Origin of the sequence: Micromonospora sp. WMMD729, from assembly GCF_049315225.1 — a bacterium.
Taxonomy (GTDB): Bacteria; Actinomycetota; Actinomycetes; order Mycobacteriales; family Micromonosporaceae; genus Micromonospora.
Genome location: NZ_CP186059.1, coordinates 4,736,822 through 4,758,248, shown reverse-complemented (window position 1 = coordinate 4,758,248; position 21,427 = coordinate 4,736,822). Strand labels below are relative to the sequence as shown.

At 73.0% G+C, this 21,427-nt stretch carries 17 protein-coding genes and 1 pseudogene; 6 read left to right on the top strand and 12 right to left on the bottom strand.

The window, feature by feature from the left end; translation table 11 throughout:
* Positions 1–247: 247 nt before the first annotated feature.
* Positions 248–931 carry a DUF4191 domain-containing protein gene (locus ACN263_RS21615; protein ID WP_363942400.1) on the bottom strand — a complete coding sequence of 228 codons (684 nt, stop codon included), beginning with the start codon at positions 929–931 and terminating at the stop codon, positions 248–250.
* A 207-nt stretch (positions 932–1,138) separates the two neighbouring features.
* Between ACN263_RS21615 and ACN263_RS21610 the strand changes: the two genes are divergently transcribed.
* Entirely contained in the window at positions 1,139–1,309 is a 171-nt protein-coding gene (locus ACN263_RS21610; protein ID WP_422736176.1) for a hypothetical protein, read from the top strand.
* Between the two features lie 149 nt (positions 1,310–1,458).
* Complete coding sequence (locus tag ACN263_RS21605; protein ID WP_422736175.1) at positions 1,459–4,353, top strand: helix-turn-helix transcriptional regulator; 2,895 nt, start codon at positions 1,459–1,461, stop codon at positions 4,351–4,353.
* 13 nt (positions 4,354–4,366) lie between these two features.
* Here ACN263_RS21605 and ACN263_RS21600 read toward each other — a convergent pair whose 3' ends face one another.
* Positions 4,367–5,977, bottom strand: coding sequence for a hypothetical protein (locus ACN263_RS21600; RefSeq protein WP_422736174.1), 1,611 nt, complete (start codon positions 5,975–5,977; stop codon positions 4,367–4,369).
* A gap of 53 nt (positions 5,978–6,030) precedes the next feature.
* Positions 6,031–7,026: a lipoyl synthase gene (lipA, locus tag ACN263_RS21595; protein ID WP_422736173.1), complete on the bottom strand. Its 996-nt coding sequence runs from the start codon at positions 7,024–7,026 to the stop codon at positions 6,031–6,033.
* Between the two features lie 422 nt (positions 7,027–7,448).
* Here lipA and ACN263_RS21590 point away from each other — a divergent pair.
* Positions 7,449–8,120 (top strand): annotated as a pseudogene (locus tag ACN263_RS21590) (amino acid--tRNA ligase-related protein); the annotation flags it as partial.
* Positions 8,121–8,194: 74 nt separating this feature from the next.
* Here the strand turns inward: ACN263_RS21590 and ACN263_RS21585 are convergent.
* From ACN263_RS21585 to ACN263_RS21570, 4 genes are all read right to left on the bottom strand, one after another.
* Positions 8,195–9,436 (bottom strand): RNA polymerase sigma factor, encoded by a 1,242-nt coding sequence (locus ACN263_RS21585; protein WP_422736172.1) that lies wholly within the window; start codon positions 9,434–9,436, stop codon positions 8,195–8,197.
* Between the two features lie 4 nt (positions 9,437–9,440).
* Positions 9,441–9,785 carry a YciI family protein gene (locus ACN263_RS21580; protein WP_422736171.1) on the bottom strand — a complete coding sequence of 115 codons (345 nt, stop codon included), beginning with the start codon at positions 9,783–9,785 and terminating at the stop codon, positions 9,441–9,443.
* Between the two features lie 139 nt (positions 9,786–9,924).
* Positions 9,925–10,566, bottom strand: a complete 642-nt coding sequence (gene lipB, locus ACN263_RS21575) for a lipoyl(octanoyl) transferase LipB (RefSeq protein WP_422736170.1) — start codon at positions 10,564–10,566, stop codon at positions 9,925–9,927.
* A gap of 61 nt (positions 10,567–10,627) precedes the next feature.
* Positions 10,628–12,454, bottom strand: coding sequence for a DUF2079 domain-containing protein (locus ACN263_RS21570; protein ID WP_422736169.1), 1,827 nt, complete (start codon positions 12,452–12,454; stop codon positions 10,628–10,630).
* A gap of 211 nt (positions 12,455–12,665) precedes the next feature.
* Here ACN263_RS21570 and ACN263_RS21565 point away from each other — a divergent pair, with 211 nt between their 5' ends.
* Positions 12,666–13,904, top strand: coding sequence for a PHB depolymerase family esterase (locus ACN263_RS21565; RefSeq protein WP_422736168.1), 1,239 nt, complete (start codon positions 12,666–12,668; stop codon positions 13,902–13,904).
* Positions 13,905–14,002: 98 nt separating this feature from the next.
* Here ACN263_RS21565 and ACN263_RS21560 read toward each other — a convergent pair whose 3' ends face one another.
* Together ACN263_RS21560 and ACN263_RS21555 are read right to left on the bottom strand one after the other, a co-directional pair.
* Positions 14,003–14,902 carry a TIGR01777 family oxidoreductase gene (locus tag ACN263_RS21560; RefSeq protein ID WP_422736167.1) on the bottom strand — a complete coding sequence of 300 codons (900 nt, stop codon included), beginning with the start codon at positions 14,900–14,902 and terminating at the stop codon, positions 14,003–14,005.
* 132 nt (positions 14,903–15,034) lie between these two features.
* Positions 15,035–16,027 (bottom strand): aldo/keto reductase, encoded by a 993-nt coding sequence (locus ACN263_RS21555; protein WP_422736166.1) that lies wholly within the window; start codon positions 16,025–16,027, stop codon positions 15,035–15,037.
* Between the two features lie 60 nt (positions 16,028–16,087).
* On the opposite strand from ACN263_RS21555, the gene ACN263_RS21550 reads away from it, so the two are divergent.
* Complete coding sequence (locus ACN263_RS21550) at positions 16,088–16,474, top strand: MerR family transcriptional regulator (protein WP_422736165.1); 387 nt, start codon at positions 16,088–16,090, stop codon at positions 16,472–16,474.
* 16 nt (positions 16,475–16,490) lie between these two features.
* Here the strand turns inward: ACN263_RS21550 and ACN263_RS21545 are convergent, their stop codons facing one another.
* Both ACN263_RS21545 and ACN263_RS21540 read right to left on the bottom strand, forming a co-directional pair.
* A complete protein-coding gene (locus ACN263_RS21545; RefSeq protein ID WP_422736164.1) occupies positions 16,491–17,015 on the bottom strand; it encodes a hemerythrin domain-containing protein in 525 nt (174 codons plus the stop codon).
* A gap of 47 nt (positions 17,016–17,062) precedes the next feature.
* Complete coding sequence (locus tag ACN263_RS21540) at positions 17,063–18,400, bottom strand: low temperature requirement protein A (protein ID WP_422736163.1); 1,338 nt, start codon at positions 18,398–18,400, stop codon at positions 17,063–17,065.
* A gap of 155 nt (positions 18,401–18,555) precedes the next feature.
* On the opposite strand from ACN263_RS21540, the gene ACN263_RS21535 reads away from it, so the two are divergent.
* Entirely contained in the window at positions 18,556–19,491 is a 936-nt protein-coding gene (locus ACN263_RS21535) for an SDR family NAD(P)-dependent oxidoreductase (protein WP_422736162.1), read from the top strand.
* Positions 19,492–19,577: 86 nt separating this feature from the next.
* Here the strand turns inward: ACN263_RS21535 and sucB are convergent, their stop codons facing one another.
* On the bottom strand, positions 19,578–21,419 hold the full coding sequence (gene sucB / locus ACN263_RS21530) for a 2-oxoglutarate dehydrogenase, E2 component, dihydrolipoamide succinyltransferase (RefSeq protein ID WP_422736161.1): 1,842 nt from the start codon (positions 21,417–21,419) through the stop codon (positions 19,578–19,580).
* Positions 21,420–21,427 lie beyond the last annotated feature (8 nt).

Below are 21,427 nucleotides of genomic sequence, written 5' to 3'. Positions count from 1 at the left end.
CACAACTTCGGGGATGTTGCTGCTTCCGGCGCGTCTGAGGCAGCAACATCGGTGATGTTGTGAGGATCTTGGGCGCGGGGCGCGGGGCGCGGGGCGCGGGGCGCGGGGCGCGGGGCGCGGGGCGCGGGGCGCGGGGCGCGGGGCGCGGGGCGCGGGGCGCGGGGCGCGGGGCGCGGGGCGCGGGGCGCGGGGCGCGTACACGCAGAAGAGCCGGACCCTGACGGGTCCGGCTCTTCTGCGTATCGCGTCAGCGTCGGGGCTGGCGGGCGCCGCCCGGCGGGCGCATGTTCTTCGGGATCGCGCCCTTGGGCATCTGCGGACGGGCGGTGAGCGCCTTGAGACGCTTGTCCAGCGCGTTGACGTCCTTGCCACTGAGGGCGCGGGGCAGCCGCAGCAGCGTCGTGCGCAGCTTGCGGATCGGCAGTTCGCCCTCCTGCTGGCCGATCACGTAGTCGTGCAGCGGGGCGGAGCCGATGACCTTGGCCAGTCGACGCTTCTCCTGCCCGAGCAGGCCGCGTACGCGCTGGGGGTTGCCCTCGGCCAGCAGGATCACGCCCGGCCGGCCGATCACCAGGTGGACCATGTCCATCTGGGTGGTGGAGCTGACGGCCGGCGTGACCCGCCAGTCGCCACGCATGTTGTCCATGATCTGCGCCGCCGCGCCGGGCTGCCCCTCGGCGGCGTTCATCATCGCCTTGTTGGACCGCAGGTTCAGCACGATCAGCACCGCGAGCAGGGCGAACAGGATGCCCAGCGGCAGCCAGATCCAGCTCCAGAGGATCACCGCGACCACGGTGAGCGCGAGCGGGATGAGCACCGCCGCGGCGACCAGCGGCGCGAACCACCGGTCCTGCTTGGCGGTGAACTGGAACACCATCCCGATCTGCTTCAGCCGTTGGCCGAACGAGACCTTCTCCTGGGGCTTTGCCATGCCGGAGAGTCTAGTGGTCCCCGCCGCTCGAGTTGATCCGCGTCCGGGTGCCGCCGGGGCTGAGTACCTTACGTCGGCTCACCCGCCCGGACCGGGCGGGTAAGGAGGGCACGGCTGGGGAAGATGAGGCGTCGTGCCCATGCCCGGGCGGGGCCTTCGCGCGAAGAGTTGTCGGCAGCGAACGACGACGCGACGAAGGAGCCTGACATGTTCGGCAACGACGTGGACTTCCTGCTCTCCCTGCACCGTACCCATGCCGCTGAGCTGCGGGCCGAGGCCGCGGCGGAGCGCCTGGCCCGGGCGGTGCCACGCCGTGCCGGCCGTACCTGGTTGGGCCGCCGCCAGCCGGTCCGCCACACGGGGGACGACCGTCGGTGAGCGCGACCGCGCCACCCGACACGGTCGAACGGCCCGTCCCGTTGCCAAACGGGGGCGGCGGGGCGGGGCCGCGACCGCCGGCCGGGCCGCCGTGGCGCGGGCCGGTCGGCGGGGACGGTGTGTCGTCCGGTCATGGCATGCTCGGTGCCGTGACCGTACGTGCCGCCAGTTCCGTCCTCGTCGGCCGCCACCGCGAGCTCGTCACGCTGCACGACGCGTTGAGCCGGGCCGGCCGGGGCGAGCCGGCCACTGTGCTGGTCGGTGGCGAGGCGGGGGTGGGCAAGACCCGGCTGCTGGAGGACTTCGCGGCCGGGGCCACCGGTGCCGGTGCCCGGGTGCTGGTCGGCCAGTGCCTGGAGCTGGGTGAGTCGGGTCTGCCGTTCGCCCCGTTCGCGGCAGCCCTGCGCGCGGTGCTGCGGGCCGACGGTCCGGAGGTCTTCGCCGGCTACGAGGCGGAGTTCGCCCGCCTGCTGCCCGAGCTGGGCCGGACGCCGACGGCGTCGACCACGTCGGGCGCGGGACCGTTGACGGACGCCCCGCGCGGTTACCTGTTCGATCTGGTCGCGGAGCTGTTCCAGCGGCTCGCCGACGCCCGCCCGCTGCTGCTGGTGATCGAGGACCTGCACTGGGCGGACCGGTCCACCCGGGATCTGATCGGTTTCCTGGTCCGGGCCGCACGGCCGGGCCGGCTGCTGCTGGTCTGCACCTACCGCACCGACGAGTTGCAGCGCGGTCACCCGCTACGCCCGTTCCTCGCCGAGCTGGACCGGGCCCGCGGGGTCGAGCGGGTGGAGCTGGGCCGGCTGGACCGCGACGGCACCGGCGCGATCCTCGCCGACCTGCTGGGCGGCGAACCGTCGCCGCGTGCCGTCGACGACATCCACGACCGTACGCAGGGCAATCCGTTCTTCATCGAGGAGTTGGCGGCCGCAGGCGATCCGCTCGGCTGCGTGGCGCTGCCCGAGACGTTGCGGGACCTGCTGTTGGCCCGGGTGGACCGGTTGCCCGAGTCGGCCCAGCGGGTGCTGCGGATCGCCGCGGCCGGCGGTACCCGCTTCGCCCACGACCTGCTCGCCGAGGTCGCCGGGATGCCCGAGGCCGAGTTGGAGGACGCGTTGCGCGCCGCCGTGGCGGCCCAGCTGGTGGTGGCCGACCCGGACGGCGACTACGAGTTCCGGCACGCTCTGGTGCGCGAGGCCGTGCACGACGAGTTGCTGCCCGGTGAGCACGCCCGGCTGCACGCCCGGTTCGCCGCCGCCATCGAGGCCCAGCCCCACCTGGTCGTCGCCGGTCGCGCCCCGGCCGAGATCGCCCATCACTGGTACGCCGCGCACGACCACCCCCGCGCCCTGGTCGCCGCGCGGGTCGCGGCCTGCGCGGCCGCCGACCGGTACGCCTACGCGGAGCAGCGTCGGCTGCTGGAGCGGGCGTTGGAGCTGTGGGAGTTGGTGCCGGACGCGGCCGACCTGCTCGGCATGGACCATCTGGCCCTGCTGGAGGAGACCCTGGACGCGGCGGTGACGGCCGGCGACTTCAGCCGGGCGATCACGTTGACCCGCGCCGGACTGGCCGAGGTGGACGCCGACTCGGCGCCGCTGCGCGCCGCCCGCCTGTTCGACCAGCGGGGTCGACTGATGGCCCTGCTCGGCAAGAGCGACGGCCGGCGGGAGTTGGACGAGGCGTACCGGCTGGCGTCCGCAAGCCCGCGCGGCGTGGAGCGGGTCCGGCTGCTCGCCGACATCGCCACCCACCTTGTCAAGATCGATCGGGAGAAGGCGGCCCAGGTGGCCGCCGAGGCGACCGTGGACGCCGAGGCGATCGGCGAGGAGCTGATCCTGCTGCCGACGCGGATCGCGCTGCTGTGCCACCAGGAGTGGCAGGAGCACGGACTGGACGAACTCGACCGGGCCGAGGCCGTCGCCCGTGCCGCCGGCGACACGTCGGCGCTCGTGCTCGCCAAGGTGTTCCAGTCCGATGTGCTCTGCGAACTGGGCCGCTACGCCGAGTCCGCCGAGGCGGCCGAGGCCGGGCTCGCCGAGGCGCGACGGGTCGGCATCAGCCGCTCGACCGGGGCGTACCTGCTGTCCAACCGGGCCGAGGCGCTGATCGCGCTGGGCCGCTGGGACGAGGCGGAGACGGTCTGCGCGGAGGCGGCCCGGATCGACCTGTCCGGAGTGACCGGTCTGCACTGGCTCCAGCTGGGCGCCGGTCTGCGGCTGGCGCGGGCGCACCCGACGGCTGACGAACTGGTCGCCCGCGCCTTGGCCTTCCTCGGCCGGCCCTACCTGTGGCCGAACCACCGACTGCCCCTGCACGAGCTGGGGATCGAGGCGGCGCTGGCCGCCGACGACACGACCGAGGCGGTGCGCGCCGCCCGCGTCGCGGTGGCCGACCAGAGTCTGCCGCAGCTTCCCCGCGAGGGCTGGCCGGTGCTGAGCGCCGTCGCGCGGACCGCCGCCCGCACGGCTGATCGGGAGCTGGCCGCCGCCGTGGCCGCGCTCGCGGCCGACCTGCCGGCCCGGCATCCGGCCCCACGGGCGCACCGTGCCCAGGTCGGTGCCCTGCTGGCGGTCGACGACGAGGCGTTGCCGGCGTGGCGGGCGGCGGTGCTGGCGTGGCGTGCCGACGGGCAGCCGTACCGGCTCGGTCGGGCGTTGCTGGCGCTCGCCGAGGCGGCCGCGGCGGCCGGCGAGCGGGACGAGGTATCGGCGGCGATCACCGAGGTGGTCGAGATCGCCCGGCGGCTCGGCGCGACGCCGCTGGCCGAGACCGCCACCACCCTGGCGCGGCGGGTCGGTCTACGGGGTGCCGGCCCGGGCGCCGCCGGCCCCGATCTGTTGACCTCGCGGGAGCGGGAGGTGTTGCGGCTGGTCGCCGAGGGGCACAGCAACAGCCGCATCGCCGAGCAGTTGTTCATCTCCCCGAAGACGGCAAGCGTGCACGTCTCGCGCATCATCGCCAAGCTGGACGTGACCAACCGGGGTGAGGCCGCCGCGCTGGCCCACCGCCTCGGCCTGCTCGCCGAGCCCGCCGTCACGGCGTGACGACGGGCCGCCCTCAGGCGCGCGGCAGGTAGATCCGCCAGCCGTCCACGGTGACCAGGTCGAGCGCGTCCGGTCCCGGGCCGAGTCGCCCGTCGAGCCGGACTGCCAGCGGTGAGCCGGTCGGTGCCACCCAGGCGGGCGCGGCCGCGCCCTCCACTTCGCGGCGGTACGCGGGGTAGCGGTCGAAGCCGGGGCGCAGGTCGTCGTCGACGACCGCGCAGACCACCTGCTCCGCGCTGGCGAACGTGAGGCGGTTGCAGGTCCAGTAGCCGGCGCGTACGTGTCGTACACGGAGGTGGCGCAGCGTGGTCACCAACTCGGCGTGCCGGGCCTCGGCGGCCCGGTTCGCCGGAGCCGTCCGCGCCGCCTGCACGGTGGCGTAACCGGCGGTGAGCAGCGTGGCGGCCAGGACGACGAGCGCGACCGGCCGGGCCGTCCGCCGTCCCGTCCCGCGCCGGGCCAGCGTCCAGACCGGCCAGAGCAGTGCCGGCACGCAGATGAGCAGGGTGGACAGGTACCGGGCGCTCTCCGTCGGGGTCAGGCCCGAGGAACTGCTCATGGTGTACGCGACGAGGGTCGCCACGGCGGCCAGCACGAGTGCCAGCCGTACCGCCCCCGCGACCCGGGGCGGCACACCGTTCGGGCCGGCCCCGGACGGTGCGCGGCGCAGGGTCCGCCAGGCGGTGACGGCCGCGACGGCCAACAACACCGGCAGCGCGTACGCCCACCACAGTTGCCAGGTGGCGCAGGTGCCGGGACCGCAGAAGCCCATGCCGAGCGGTGGCCCGACCAGCAACCCGCCGTGCAGCCGGGCGGCCCACCCGGCGGTGGCGTCGGCGCCGCCGGCGGCGAGCACCGCGTGCACCGGGTTCCGGCCGGTGAGCAGGCTGTCCGCAAGCAGCGGGGCGGCCCCCAGCAGCACGGCCGCCCCGACCAGCGCGCCGGCCGGACCGCGCAGCTCGCGGTGGCGGAACCCGACCAGCACCGCGCCGGTCGCCACCACGTACGGCAGCACCAGCGGGTCGACCCAGAGCATCAGGCCGGCCAGGAATCCCCAGGTCGCCCAGCGGGCCAGTCGCCACCCGGGTCGGCCGGTGGCCAGGTCCACGGCGAGCAGGGCGAGCGCCACCCCGACGGCGTTCATCTCGGGGTACCCGCCGCCGGCGATCAACTGGTTCTTGACGATCCGGTCGGCGCCGAGGGCGAGCAGGACGACCACCAGCAGGCCGAACCAGCGGTCCCCGGTCAGCCGCAGGGTCAGCCGCCAGGCCAGCAGCAGGAACAGCGCGTACAGCGCCAGCGTGGGCAGCCGCAGCGCGAACAGGGACGGGCCGGCGAGCGCGAACACCGGCGCGGCCAGGTACGCCTCCAGCGTGCCCATGTACTGCTGGCCGTAGAACCAGACCGGGAACCCCTCGCCCCGGGCGATGTGCAGCGCGGCCAACCCCATGGTGGCCTCGTCGCTGTTCGTCGGGGGAGTGGCGTGGCCCAGCAGCCAGAGCCGGTAGCCCACGCCGGCGAGCAGGGCCAGGCCGGTCAGCCAGCCGACCGGGCCGAGGCGAACGCCGGGCCGCGGGCGCGGTCGGTCCGCGCCGCGCGGCTGGTCGCGTACCCCGGCGGTCATCGCACGATCATGACACCCGGGCGCCGCACGGTCCGTGCGGCGCTGTCGGCGGGTCAGCCGGCGGTGGCGACGGTGCTGGCGGCGCGGGCGTCGAGCGCCTGCTGGTAGAGCCGGCCGGCACGGTACGACGAGCGCACCAGCGGCCCGCTCATCACCCCGGCGAAGCCGATCTCCTCGGCCTCCTCGCGCAGCTCCACGAACTCCTCCGGCTTGACCCAACGGGTCACCGGGTGGTGCCGGGGGGAGGGGCGCAGGTACTGCGTGATGGTGATCAGCTCGCAGCCCGCCTCGTGCAGGTCCCGCAGAGCCTGGGAGACCTCGGCCCGCTCCTCGCCCATGCCCAGGATGAGATTGCTCTTGGTGACCAGGCCGTCGGCGCGGGCCTGCCGGATCACGTCGAGGGAGCGCTCGTAGCGGAACGCCGGCCGGATGCGCTTGAAGATGCGCGGCACGGTCTCCACGTTGTGGGCCAGCACCTCGGGCCGGGAACCGAACACCTCGGCCAGCTGCTCGGGGACGGCGTTGAAGTCCGGGATCAGCAGCTCGACACCGCAGCCGGGCTGCAGGGCGTGGATCTGCCGGACGGTCTCGGCGTAGAGCCACGCGCCGCCGTCGGGCAGGTCGTCGCGGGCGACACCGGTGATGGTCGCGTACCGCAGGCCCATCGAGACCACCGACTCGGCGACCCGACGCGGCTCGTCGGCGTCGAACTCGGCCGGCTTGCCGGTGTCGATCTGGCAGAAGTCGCAGCGCCGGGTGCACTGGTCGCCGCCGATGAGGAAGGTGGCCTCGCGGTCCTCCCAACACTCGTAGATGTTGGGACAGCCGGCCTCCTGGCAGACGGTGTGCAGACCCTCGCGCGAGACGAGCCCGCGCAGCTGGGTGTACTCCGGGCCCATCTTGGCCTTGACCTTGATCCACGGGGGTTTGCGCTCGATCGGCGTCTCGGCGTTGCGTGCCTCGATACGCAGCAGGCGACGCCCCTCGGGGGCGGCCGTTGCGGTACGCGCTGCCTGGCCGGTCGTCGGCGCGGAGTGCTCGATCGTCACGAAAACGAGCCTACGCCGGATGGTGGCCGTCTATGTGCGTCAGGCGACCGGCGTCACGCCGCTGATGTTGTGACGCCGGACACCGGCAAGCGGAAAAACGGCGTCACACGCTCGCGGTTGGGGTGTTAGCGTCGCCGGCAACAGCGACGACGGAGCCGAGTAGCACCCCGACCCCGCCAGCGCAGAGAGCCGCCGGTGCTGCGAGGCGGTCTGGCGCCGGGGCGCGAAGACCCTCCCGAGCTGCGGGCAGAACGGCGGCGACGCCTACTAGAGCCCGCCCGGCTGGCCCCGGTCACCAGGCGACGAACGAGGCCCCCGCTTCGGCGGGGGCGAAGGTGTGGTGGCACCGCGAGGTTCCCGCTCGCCCACACCTCCCTGGGTCGCGTTGCGATGATCAAGGAGGTACCACCGTGCAACGCATCCTCTTCCGGGCCGAGCCGCACGACACCGTCCGGCACCTCGCGCAGTACACGTCGCTCGACGCGGAACTGGGCTTCGTCGCCGACCACCGCGACGTGATGCGGGTGCTGCGCGACGTCGTCGCCGGCATGCTGGGCGCGGTGACCGAGCGGGCCGGCGACGCCTTGGCGACGCTGGGCGTCGAGGTGCCGGCCGTACCGGCGGAGATCCCAGCGGTGCACTTCAGCGAGGCGTTGGTGATCGCCGGCGCTCCCGACGACGAGCCGGACCTCGCGCCGGCCCACGAACGGGCGCTGGGCGAGTGGGCCCGCCGCGAACACGGCTCCGACTTCCTTTTCGTCACCGGCTACCCGATGGCGAAGCGACCGTTCTACACCCACCCGGACCCGGCGCGGCCCGCGTGCTCCAACGGGTTTGACCTGCTCTTTCGTGGTCTGGAGCTGGTCACCGGCGGGCAACGGCTACACCGGCACGCCGACTACCTGGCGGCGTTGGCGGCCCGGGGCGAGCCGGTCGAGCCGTACACCGGCTACCTGGACGCGTTCCGGCACGGCATGCCGCCGCACGGCGGTTTCGCCATCGGGCTGGAACGGTTCGTGGCCCGCCTGGTCGGGGCGGCCAACGTCCGGGAGGTCACCGCGTTCCCGCGCGACCTGCACCGCCTGACGCCGTGAGGAAGGGCCCCGCTAACGCCAGAAGTAGAGCAGGGGCTCTTGCCAACTGGCTCGGCGGCCGGAACCCGCCCGACTCAGACGCCGATCAGGGTGGCGAGCCGGTCGCGGAGCCGGGCCGCCTGCGGGCCGTTGAGGTCGAGCGCGAGCGCCGCCTGGTACGCCGTCGCGGCCTCGTCGGAACGGCCGAGGCGGTACAGCAGTTCGGCACGGGTGGCGTGGAACCACGGGTAGCCGTTCAGTCCGACGATCGCGTCCACCAGAGCCAGCCCGGCGGCGGGGCCGTCCCGTTCGGCGACGGCCGCCGCCCGGTTCAGCCGCACCACGGGTGTGTCGTGCACGGTGAGCAGCACGTCGTACCAGGAGATCACCGCATCCCAGGGCGTCTGGTCGTACGACGGAGCGAGGGCGTGGCAGGCCGCGATGGCGGCCTGGACGACGTACCGGTCGGGGTGGCCGGGGGTGCGACGCAGCCCTCGCCCGACCAGGTCGACTCCGGCGGCGATCGCGGCCCGGTCCCAGCGGGTCCGGTCCTGCTCGCTCAGCAGCAGCGGTCGACCGTCGTCGCCGATCCGCGCGGCCCGGCGGGAGTCCTGCAACAGCAGCAGGGCCAGCAGGCCGAGGCCGGTCGGCTCGTCCGGCATCAGCTCCACCAGCAGCCGTGCCAGTCGGATGCCTTCGTCCGCCAGCCCGACCCGGATCAGGTCGTCGCCAGCGCCGGCCGCGTAACCCTCGTTGAAGATCAGGTAGACGGTGGCGGCGACTCCGGAGAGCCGGTCGGGCAGGTCCTCGGCCGCCGGTACCCGATAAGGGATGCGCGCCCGGGCGATCTTCTGCTTGGCTCGGGTGAGCCGCTTGGTCATCGTCGCCTCGGGCACCACCAGGGCGCGGGCCACCTCGGCGGTGGTCAGACCGCCGAGGGTACGCAGCGCCAGAGCCACCTGCGCGTCCAGGGACAGCGCCGGATGGCAGCACGTGAAGATCAGCCGCAGCAGGTCGTCCCGGACCGCCTCGGGGGAGTCCGGCGCGGGATCGAGCAGCGCCACGGCCTCGGCCTCCTTCCCGGCGCGGCGGGCCTCGCGGCGGATCACGTCAACCGCCCGCCGTCGGGCCACGACCAGCAGCCAGCCGCGCGGGTTGTCGGGTACGCCGTCCCGTGGCCAGCTCTCCAGCGCGCGGACGACCGCGTCCTGCGTGGCGTCCTCGGCGAGGTCGACGCTGCCGGTGACGCGGATCAGCGTGGCGAGGATGCGGGGCCGTTCGGCCCGGACGACCCGCGCCGCCACATCAGCGGCGGTCGCCGCGTCACCGGTCAGCATCGGGTCAGAGCGGGATGACGGGGCGCACCTCGACCGCGCCGTTCCAGGCCGCCGGCATCTTCGCGACCGTTGCCACGGCCTCGTCCAGGTCCGCGCATTCGAGCAGGTAGAAGCCGGTCAGGGCTTCCTTGGTCTCGGCGTACGGGCCGTCGGTGGTGAGCACGTCGCCGCCCTTGCCGCCGGCGACGCGCACGGTGGTCGCCGTGGCGGTCGGGTAGAGCGCGCTGCCGCCCCGGATCACCGCACGGGCGGCCGCGCCGAACTCCCGGTACTCCGCCATCTCGTCAGCCTGCTCGGGGCTGCTCCAGTCGACGTCCGCGGTGTAGGTGAGCGCGATGTAGGTGGGCATGTCCGCTCCTCGCGTCCGGGCCGGCGGCGGGCGCCGGCCTCAGCTGTCGAGTCGGCGTTCTCGCCGACTCCACCATAGGGACGATCGGCCGGACGCCCCACGGGACACCCCGTGCGGAAATTCTGGCCGGCGGGCGGGCTCAGACCGCGATGAGGGTGGCGAGGCGACGCTCGACCACCGGCAGCACGTCGGCGACGGTGATCGTGCGGCCCAACTCGGCGGTGAGCGACGTGACGCCCGCGTCGCGGATGCCGCAGGGCACGATCCGGTCGAAGTACGTCAGGTCGCAGTCGCAGTTGATCGAGAAGCCGTGCAGGGTGACCCCCCGGGCGACCCGGATGCCGATGGCGGCCACCTTGCGGGCCGGCCCCCGGTCGTCCTCTGGCACCCAGACTCCGCTGCGCCCGTCGACCCGGCCCGCCGCCAGGCCGAACTCGGCGCACACGTCGATGAGCAGGTCTTCCGTCCGGCGGACGTACGCCACGACGTCCACCGGGTCGGGCAGTCGCAGGATCGGGTAGCCGACCAGCTGACCCGGGCCGTGCCAGGTGATCTTGCCGCCACGGTCCACGTCGACGACCGGGGTGCCGTCCATGGGACGGTCCCACGGCTCGGTGCGCTTGCCGGCGGTGTAGACGCTCGGGTGCTCCAGCAGCAGCACGGTGTCGCCGCGCTCGCCGGCCACCACCGACTCGTGCAGGCGCCGCTGCTCGTCCCAGGCGGCCTGGTAGTCGAGCAGGCCGGCGCGGACGGCCGTCAGGCCGGGGGTCGTCGTTGTCACGGCATCCAGCCTAATCCCGTATCCGGCTTCGATCCGTCGTGAGACGGCTCACCAGGCCCGCTCAGGCGGGTGGGACGCGCCAGAGCCAGACGTCGTCGACCCGTTGCGGTTCGCCGAAGAGGGCCGTGGCGGTACGCCGGACGGCCGCCTCGTCGACCTCGAACTTCGCGCCGTGCACCGCGTCGGCGAGGACGAGCGTCTCGATCCGCCAGTGCCGCAGGTCGGAGCGGACCTCGGTGCGGGTGCCGTCGGTGATGATCGGCACCAGCCCGGTGCGGCCGGCCTGGTCCATGAGCGCGCTCAGGGTGCGCGGTACCGGGCCGATCCGGCCGCGCCCGTCCGGCCCGCCCGGGCCCAGGAAGAAGCCGCCCGGGATGGCGAACTCGCCCTGGGAGTGCGACAGGGCGTACGCCTGCCAGCGCTGGCCGTCCGGATAGATGTCCACGGTGAGCGGCAGCGGGGTCAGCGTGTTGCCGTCGGAGACGTAGTCGCGCCAGGTGCCCGAGGTGATGAACGCCGGGATCGGCTCCCGCTCGTCGGTCAACAGTGGGGTGGGCAGCAGCGGCAGCAGAGCCACCGCGAAGCCGATCGCCCAGGCCAGCTCCGTCGAGCGGTGCCGGGGTGGCGCGGCCCGCAACTGGTCCAGGGTGTACGCCAGCAGCACCCCGATCACCGGGGCCACCACCAGCGCCAGCCGGGCGGGCAGCGCGGCGTTCACCACCGGCAACTGGCCGAGGATGTCGAACGGCATGGGCAGGTCGGTACGCCGCCCGTCGACCTTCGCCACCGGCCCGAAGGACAGCACCGTGAAGATCACCGCGACGATGCCCAGCGCCCAGAGGACCGCCCGGCGGCCGGGGTCGGCGCGGCGCCACAGCGCGACGAAGCAGACCACCGTGAGCACGAGCAGGGGGATGCCGAAGAACGAGTTCTCCTCGGTGGGGTTCGGCGCCAGCGAGGTGCCCAGCCCGACCTCACCGGCGAGCGAGCGGCGCGGGAACGCCGCGAACGCGGCGATGTCCTCGGAGTGGATCACCGGGTCGAAGCCGGTGCCGTGGAACCGCTGCGGCCCCGCGAAGTGCAACCACAACGGGTACGACAGCAGCACCCCGGCGACCACGGCGGTGACGCCGAGTCCGCGCAGGAAGGTGGGCAGCGCGGCGCGGGCCTCGGCCCGGTGGGCCGGGTGCAGCGCCCAGACGGCCACGAACACGCCGAGCGCGAGCGCGGCGAAGAACAGGCCCTCGGCGGCGATCGAGAAGGCCACCGCGACCAGTGCGCCGAGGATCACCCCGTCGCGCAGCCAGTGTCCGGGCCGCCGTAGCGCGAACAGTCGCCAGATCAGCAGCGGGACCAGCCAGCCCGCGGTCCAGTTCAGGTGTGCGTTGGCGTGCGAGACCATGCCGGGGGAGTAGGCGATGAAGAGGCCACCCACGGCGGCGGCGAGCCGGCTGCGGACAAGGTGCCGCGAGAGCAACCAGTACCAGGCCAGCGCGGTCGCGAACAGGTTCAGGGTGAGGATCACGAGGAACGTCACCGGCGCCCCGACGAGGTACGTGAGCGGGGCGAAGACCACGGCGTACACCGTGATCGAGGTGTTGACCGCGAGGTTCACGCCGTCCGGGACGTTGATCAGGTACGTGAAGAAGGGGTTCTCCCCGTGGGTGACCGCGTGCCCACCGAAGGCCAGCAGCCACTCGAAGAGCGCCTGGTCGCTGGAGTTGACGGTGATGGTGCGGACGTTCGGGTCCCGCCACAGCCCACTGGTCACCCAGACGGCGAGCGCGAGCGCCACCAGCACGACGATCAGGTCGGCCCGGCGGTCCCGGCGGGTACGCGGCGACGACGCTGGTGCGGGCCCGGTGGCCAGCGACGGGGAGGACGGCACGCAGCGGACGTTACCAATCGGACCTGGACGAGCCGGTCAGACCGGCGGTTGTTGTCGGCATCGGTGCCGTCGTGGCGGGCTGAGTTCGGCGTACACAACGGCTGCGGTGAATGTGTGCACGAGCCCCATGTCGGGTCGGCGACACACCGTCGTAACGTCTCGGCAACTTGACCGTGACCCAGTTCACAGTCTGCCCCGTCAGGAGGCCGTCGTGCGCCGCTCCTCGTCCACCCTTACCCGGCTGATCGGCGCGGTCGCCGGGCTCGTCCTCGCTCTCGCGGGCGCGATCACCCTCGCCGCGCCCGCCCAGGCCGCCACCCTCACCCAGGTCACCGGCTTCGGCTCCAACCCGGGCAACCTCGCCATGTACGCCTATCGGCCGGACAACCTGCCGGCCAACTCGCCGGCCGTGGTGCTGCTGCACGGGTGCGTCCAGAACGCCTCCGGCTACTTCGCGAACTCCGGCTGGCAGAAGTACGCGGACCTGTGGAAGTTCACGCTGATCGTCGCCCAGCAGCCGTCCGGCAACAACGCCAACTCCTGCTTCAACTTCTTCGAGACCGGCGACACCGCCCGGGGCCAGGGCGAGGCGCTGTCGATCAAGCAGATGGTCGACCACGCCAAGGCCAATTACGCCGTCGACGGCTCGCGGGTCTTCGTCAGCGGCCTCTCCGCGGGCGGCGCGATGAGCGCGGTCATGCTCGCCACCTACCCGGACGTCTTCGCCGCCGGATCGATCATCGCGGGCATCCCGTACCGCTGTGCCACCAGCATGGTCAACGCGTTCAGCTGCATGAACCCGGGTACCGACAAGACGCCGGCCGCCTGGGGCGACCTGGTCCGTGGCGCGTACGCCGGCTACACCGGCCCGCGCCCCCGGGTCGCCATCTGGCACGGCACGTCGGACACCACGGTCACCCCGCTCAACGGCACCGAGTCCCGCGACCAGTGGACGAACGTGCGGGGGATCTCGCAGACGCCGACCAGCACGTCGTCGCTGCCGGGCAACACCAGCCTCGAGGTGTACGGCAACGACGAGGTACGCCTCTACCGCGTCGCCGGGATGGGCCACGGCACGCCGGTCGACCCGGGCTCCGGGACGGACCAGTGCGGCACCGCCACCGCGTACTTCCTGGACACCATCTGCTCGACGTACCGGGACGCGCTCTTCTTCGGCCTGAACAACGGCGGCAGCACGCCCACGACCCCGCCGGCCACCTCGACTCCGTCGCCCACCCCCACCGCGACGCCCCCGGCGAGCCCGACCCCGACCGCGGCGCCGACCTGCGTGACGGCGACCAACTACGCCCACGTGACGGCCGGGCGGGCGTACCAGTCCGGCGGCTACGCCTACGCCAACGGCTCCAACCAGCGCATGGGCCTCTACAACACCTTCTACACGAGCACCCTCAAGCAGACCGCCCCCAACTACTGGGTGATCGGCTGCTGACCCGCACACCCCGAGTGCCCCGGTGATCAAGAGGTTTGCGTCAGAATCCGGCCTCCGGATGACGCAAACCTCTTGATCAACTGGGTGGTCGGTGGGGGTCAGTCCTGGAGGGCTGCCTTCAGGGCTTCGGGGAGGGTGGGGTGGGCGTAGGGGAAGGCGGCCTCAGTCAGCACCTTGGGGTGGACTCTCGTGCTGGTCAGGGCCTCGTGGGCGAAGCCGCCCAGGGCCACCTTGAGCGCCAGGGCGGGGATCGGGATGATCGCCGGACGGTGCAGCTGCCGGGCCAACTCCCGGGTGAACTCGGCGTTCGTCACCGGGTGCGGGCCCACCACGTTGACCGGTCCGGCGATCTCGTCGTGCGCGAGCAGGAAGAGGGTGGCGTCCAGCCAGTCCCGCATGGAGATCCACGGCAGCCACTGCCGGCCACTGCCCAGCCGCCCGGCGATGCCCAGCTTGAACGGCAGCAACTGCGGCTTGAGCAGCCCGCCGTCGCGGTGCAGCGGCAGGCCGGTGCGCAGCCGCACCACGCGTACCCCGGCGTCCTCGGCCGGCCGGGTCGCGGCCTCCCACACCCGGCAGACGTCGGCCAGGAAACCCTCGCCGGCCGGCGCGTCCTCCTCGACCACCCGGTCGCCCGTGTTGCCGTACCAGCCGACGGCGGACGAGTTGAGCAGCGCCCGGGGTCGGTCGCCGGCCGGTAGCCCGGCGATCGTCGTGGCGAGCGTGGTGGTGCTGTCCACCCGGCTGGTACGGATCAACCGCCGGTAGTCGTCGTTCCAGCGCTTGTCGCCGACGCCCGCCCCGGCCAGGTTGATCACCGCGTCCGCCTCGGCGACCACGGCCGGGTCGAGCTGACCGGCCGCAGGGTCCCACTGCCGCTCATGAGGATCGCGCGGCGCGCGCCGTACGAGTCGGGTGACCTGGTGCCCGTCGGCGGCGAGCCGGTCACCCAGCCGGGTGCCGAGGAAGCCGGACGCGCCGGCCATGAGGATCCGCATGTCGTTATCTTCGTCGAAAACCCCTTCCCCGGACGCGCCCCGCCTCCACACCTCGCCGATCTTGCACTTTCTGTCGTCGTTATGTCGGGCAAGGCCCGTTTCGTCGCCACAGAAAGTGCAAGATCGGCGAGTTCAGAGGGTGCGGCGCAGGTCTGCCAGGAGGTTCTCCACCTCCTTGAACGCCGCTGGGGGGAGGGGGCCCAGCTTGAGGGTTGTCAGGTTCTCGTCGGCTTGGGCCACGGTGCGGAGGCCGGGGATCGGGACCGTACGCGGGCTGCGGGCCAGCAGCCAGCCGAGCGCGCCCTGGGCGAGGGTCCGACCGTCGGCGGTGAGCGCCGCGCGGACCTGCTCGACCCGCGTTGCCCACTCCGGTGTCGGCCGGCCGTCGGTGAACCACCGCAACCACTCCGGGGCTCTGCCCCGTACGTCGTCCGCGCCGAGCGCCCGGGTCGAGCCGGTGAGCAGCCCCATCGCCAGTGGCCCCCGGTTGAGGCTCGCCAGGTCGTGCCGGTCGCAGACGGCCAGGACCGCCGCGTTGTCGTTCAGCACCGACTCGTCGTGCTGGATGGCCGCGCAGTGCGGTCCGCCGGCCGCGAACGCCTCCGCCGAGGCCGCGTTGTCGGTGCTCCAGCCGTACGCCCGGATCTTGCCCTGGGCGACGAGACCCTCCAGGGTGTCGACCAGGTCGAGCGCGGCGGACGCCGACAGGTCGTTGATGTGCAGTTGGTAGAGGTCGACGTGGTCGGTGCCAAGGCGGCGCAGTGAGTCCTCGAGGCTGCGGACGGCGAACGTTCCGCTGGCGTCGGTGCCGAGCGCCCGTCGGGTGGCCTCGTCGCTGACGTTGCCGAACTTGGTGGCGATCACCGCCGCGTCCCGGCGGCCGGCGAGGGCCCGGCCGAGGACGCGCTCACTGTGCCCGGCGCCGTAGTTGCTGGCCGTGTCGAACAGGGTCACGCCGAGGTCGAGAGCCCGGTGAATCGTACGGATCGACTCGTCGTCGTCGACCTCGCCCCAACCGAACGGCTGGCCGTCGTCACCCCAGAGTGGGCCGCCGATCGCCCAGCAGCCCATCCCGATCGCGCTCACCTCGATGCCGCTGCGTCCCAGCGTGCGTGTCGTCGTCATGTGGACCAGCCTCCAACCTGGAGTGCGCTCCAGGTCAAGGGGCAACTAGCATTGCCGGGCATGACCGGTTACGCCCCCGCCGAGGCCGCCCGGCGCAGCGGCTTCAGCCTGGACACGCTGCGGTACTACGAGAAGATCGGCCTGCTGGCCGACGTGGGTCGTACCTCGGGTGGCCGGCGCGTCTTCACCGACGACGACCTGAGCTGGCTGCTGCTGTTCCGCTGCCTGCGGGACACCGGGATGCCGATCGCCCAGATGTGCCGGTACGCGTCGCTGGCCCGCGCGGGCGAGCACACCGTCGACGAGCGGCGGGAGCTGCTGCAACGGCACGCGGCGCAGGTCGAGGAGCAGATGCGCCTGCTGCAACGCCAGTACGACCACCTCCGGGAGAAGATCCGCTTCTACGAGCGGCTGCCCGGCGCGCCCGCCCGCGACGAAAGCCGCTGATCGCGGGCGGACCCGCTCAGTCGGCCGGCGCGGTCAGGCCGAGCAGCTGCTCGGCCGTCCCGGGTCGGCCGGTGAGCGCGTTCAGGGCGCTGACCAGCCGCTTCTCCTCGTAGCGGAAGTGTGACTCCAGCAGGGCGGCCAACCCGTCCAGCTCGGCGCGTACCTGGGCGGTCGGCAGCGGCCGGTCGCCGGCGAGCAGCTCTTCGACCCGGCCGAGGATCCCCGCCACCACGTCGTGGTCCGCGACCAGGTTGGCCAGGACCGGGCGCAGCTCGGGCACCTCGTCGGCCAGGAGTCGGAACGCGCCCGCGTCCTCGCCGGTGTGGTGCCGGCCGAGCGCGGCGCAGAAGGTGAGGCAGTGGGCCCGTAGGTCGCGCGACGGGGTGTCCAGGTCGGCCCGGAGGCGGGCCAGTTCCGCGCGGAGCCAGAGGTGGATCTCGATCATCTGATTGCCGACGGCGGCGAGCCGGTCGGTCGGTGAACCGGTGGGGTGCAACGTGCGTCCCATGCTGTCCCGCGCCTCCATGCCCTCGGCGGCCATCGTGCCGGGTACACCGCGACGCTGACCGACAGTCTAGGCCGACGTCGTCAGGGGGTGGTGGGCTCGTCGGGCTCCCGGAGGTCGTGCCAGCGTGCCCGCCACGCCGCCTCGTGCGCCTCGTGCGTCGTCCGTTCCTCGAACACGGCGGCCCGCAGCGCGTGCCGGGAGTCCGACATCACCAGCACCTCGACGGCGACCAGCCCGACGCAGATCACGGTCGCCAGGGTGAGCGCGCCGAGCACCGGGAGGTACAGGCCGATCGGCAGGGCCACCGTGAGCGCCACGATGACACCCACCCGGGTCCAGGTGACGGTGTGCAGGGTGCGCAGTTGGAACAGCATGTTGACGGCGAAGTAGGTGATCAACCCGCCGAAGAGCATCGGCACCGCCGGTCCCTCGATCTTCTCCGCGATGCCGCCGGCCGGGTTGGTGATCTTGTGCAGGATCTCCTCGTTGCCGATCGAGAAGAGGATCACCCCGGCGATCATCGGCAGGTAGAGGTACGCGTACGCGTCGCGGGCCATCGCCACCCGGGGAGCGCCCTCCGCCGCGTGCAGGGCGATCCGGGCGGCGGGCCCGACGAAGTCGAAGTGCGCCCACCAGAGGGCGGCGGTGATCACGATGCCGAGCGCGGCGGCGGCCACCGCCGGCCAGGTGACCGTCTTACCGAGCAGGTTGCCGCCCACGCCGGTGGAGATCACCGACTCGCCCAGCGCGATGATCAGGATCAGGTCGTAGCGCTCGGTCCAGTGCTCCGCGCTGGTCACCCCCCAGCCCCAGGTGCCGACGATGAAGCCGGTCGCGTACTGCACCACCACCACGGCGATCCACAGCCCGTCACGGACCATGGCGGCCTGGTCGGGATCGGTGATCTGCGGTGGGATCAACGCGGCGGCCAGCAGCAGCAGGATGCTCACCGCCAGCTCCGGGGCGAAGCGGCGGAGCTGGCGTCGTTCCTGCGGGCTGTCCCGCACCACGTGCTGGTAGAGGATCCAGTGGATGCCGCGCACCACGACGTAGCTGATGGCGACCAGCATCGGGCCGGCGGCGCTGCCCTTCGGGTCGCTGAACGCCTGCGGCAGCCCCAACGCGAACGCGAACAGTGCGACCATCGAGATCACCATGAGCACCGGGACGTAGCCCTCGCCGAGTCGGACCCGGGTGGCGACCAGGCTGTGCACCACCCAGATCCACCAGAGCACGGCGAGCACCAGGCCGGCGTGCAGCAGTTGGCGGCCGGAGATGTTGGCGGCCGTCGCGCGGGTGATGATGAAGAACGAGAACACGAAGACCAGGTCGAAGAAGACCTCGAACTTGTCCACCCGGGCGCCGGGGGCGATCGGGACGGGAGGTCCCAGTTGTCCGCGCCGCCGGTTACCGCCCACGGTCCCACTCTGGCAGCGGATGGCCTGGTCGGAGGACGGAACGGGTCGGGAAGTGGCGACCCTCGCGGGCGATGGCATCGGGTGTTACCTCCGGCCCGGGGTGGGAAGTACCGGCGGGCCGACCGACCCGCCCTCAGCCTGGACAAGGATGGATCATGACGACGAGCAACCCGATCACCACGCCGTTCGCCCACGACTCCACCGCCATGGACGTGATCCGGGGCGTGGACCTGGTCGGCCGGCGGGCGATCGTCACCGGCGGGTCGTCCGGCATCGGCGTGGAGACCGCCCGCGCCCTGGCCAGCGCCGGCGCGGAGGTCACCCTGGCCGTCCGCAACCCCGACGCCGGCCGCAAGGCCGCCGACGACATCACCGGCACCACCGGCAACGACCGCGTCCTGGTCGGTCCGCTCGACCTCGCCGACCAGGGCTCGGTCGCCGACTTCGTCGCCAACTGGGACGGCCCGCTGCACATCCTGGTCAACAACGCCGGCATCATGGCCGCGCCGCTGAGCCGCACCCCGCAGGGCTGGGAGATGCAGTTCGCCACCAACCACCTCGGGCACTTCGCGCTCGCCACCGGGCTGCGCCGGGCGCTCGCCGCCGCCGACGGGGCCCGCATCGTCTCGGTCAGCTCCGCCGCCCACCTGCGCTCGCCGGTGGTTTTCGAGGACATCCAGTACGACCGCCGCGAGTACGAGCCCTGGCAGGCGTACGGGCAGTCGAAGACGGCCAACGTGCTCTTCGCCGTGGAGGCGACCCGCCGCTGGTCCGACGACGGCATCTACACCAACTCGCTGATGCCCGGCGCGATCCGCACCAACCTCCAGCGCTACGTCAGTGAGGAGGAGCTGAACCGGCTGCGCGCCGGCAATGCGGCGGCGTGGAAGACCGTCGAGCAGGGCGCGGCCACGTCGGTGCTGGTGGCCGCGTCCCCGTTGCTCGACGAGGTCGGCGGACGCTACTTCGAGGACTGCCAGCAGGCCGCGCCGGCCCGACCCGGCACCCGCACCGGCGTCGCGGACTACGCGCTGGACCCGGAGGCGGCCGAGCGGCTCTGGAAGGTCTCGACCGACCTGCTCAAGGGCTGAGCGGCACACCTGCCCAAGGGCTGAGGGGCACAGACGAAGGGGCGCCCCGGTCGACGACCGGGGCGCCCCTTGGCGTACGCGGCGGATCAGGCCAGGCCCAGCTCCGACTCGAAGTTGCCGCCCTCCAGGCGCTCCTTGACCGAGGTCAGGAAGCGGGCCGCGTCGGCGCCGTCGATCAGACGGTGGTCGTACGACATGGCCAGGTAGACCATCGACCGGACCGCGATGACCTCGCCCAGGTCCGGGTCGTTGACCACGACCGGACGCTTCACCACGGCGCCGGTGCCGAGCATCGCCGACTGCGGCGACGGCACGATCGGCGTGTCGAAGAGCGCGCCCCGGCTGCCCGTGTTGGTCAGCGTGAAGGTCGCCCCGGCCATCTCGTCCGGGGTGATCTTGTTGTTCCGGGTGCGCTCGGCCAGGTCGGCGATCCGCTTGGCGATGCCGCCCATGTTGAGGTCACCGGCGTTGTGGATCACCGGTACGAGCAGGCCGCGCTCGGTGTCCACGGCGATGCCGAGGTGCTCGGCCGCCGGGTAGGTGATCGTGCCGCCGTCCAGGTCCATGCTGGCCTGGATGATCGGGTGGGTCTGCAACGCCTCGATCGCGGCGAGGGCGAAGAACGGCAGGAAGGACAGCTTCACGCCGTGCTTGGCCAGGAACGAGTCCTTGGCCTGGGCCCGCAGCTTGGCGACCTTGGTGACGTCGACCTCGACGACCGTGGTCAGCTGCGCCGTCTCGTGCAGCGACTGCTGCATCCGCTTGGCGATGGTCGCCCGGATCCGCGGCAGCTTCTCCGTGGTGCCCCGCTTCGCGCTCGGCTGCGGCTTGGCGGCCGGCTTGGGCGCGGCGGCCGACGGCGCGGCGGCCGGCTGTGCCGCCGGAGCCGGTGCGGCCGCGGCGGTCTTGGCCTTCTCGGCCGCGTCGAGGACGTCCTGCTTGCGGATCCGGCCACCCACACCGGTGCCGTTGAGCGCGGCCAGGTCGACGCCGTGCTCGTTGGCCAGCTTACGCACCAGCGGCGTGACGTACCCGGCCGCCTCCTCGCCGTCACCCTTGGCGGGCGCGGACGGGCGCTGCGGCGCGGCGGTCGGCGCGGCCGGCTGGGCGGCCTGCTCGGCCTTCGCCGGCTGCGCCGACGTCTCCGCCTCGGCGGCCGGCTCGTTGTACGACGCGCCCGACGTGGGCTCCTCGACCTTCGGCTCCGGCTTCGGCTCGGCCTTGGGGGCCGGCGCGGCCTCCGCCTTCGGCTCGGGCTTCGGCTGGGCGGGCGCCCCACCGGCGACGCCGATGACCACGAGGTCGGCGCCGACCGCGGCGGTCTCGTCCTCGGCGACCTTGATCTCCAGTACGGTGCCGGCGACCGGCGACGGAATCTCCGTGTCGACCTTGTCGGTGGAGACCTCCAGCAGCGGCTCGTCGACCTCGACGGTGTCGCCGACCTGCTTGAGCCAGCGCGTCACCGTACCCTCGGTGACGCTCTCGCCCAGGGCCGGCATCTTGACCGCGGTGCCCTCGCCCGACGACGCGGCGGCCGGAGCCGGCGCGTCCTCGGCCACGTCGTCCTGCACGACCTGGTCGGCGGTGCCCTCGGCGGCGGCGGTCGGCTCGGCGGCCGGCTCGACCGCCTCGGCCGGGGCCTCCTCCTGCTGCTCCTGCGGCGCGGCCTCGCCACCACCGGCCGACTCGCCCTCACCGGCGATGACGGCCAGCTCGCTGCCGACCTCGGCGGTCTCGTCCTCGCCGACCACGATCCGGCTCAGCACGCCCGCCGCGGGCGACGGGATCTCGGTGTCGACCTTGTCGGTCGAGACCTCGAGCAGGGGCTCGTCGACCTCGACCGTGTCACCCTCCTGCTTGAGCCAGCGCGTGACGGTGCCCTCGGTGACGCTCTCGCCGAGCCGGGGCATGGTGACCGATACCGGCATGTTCTCCA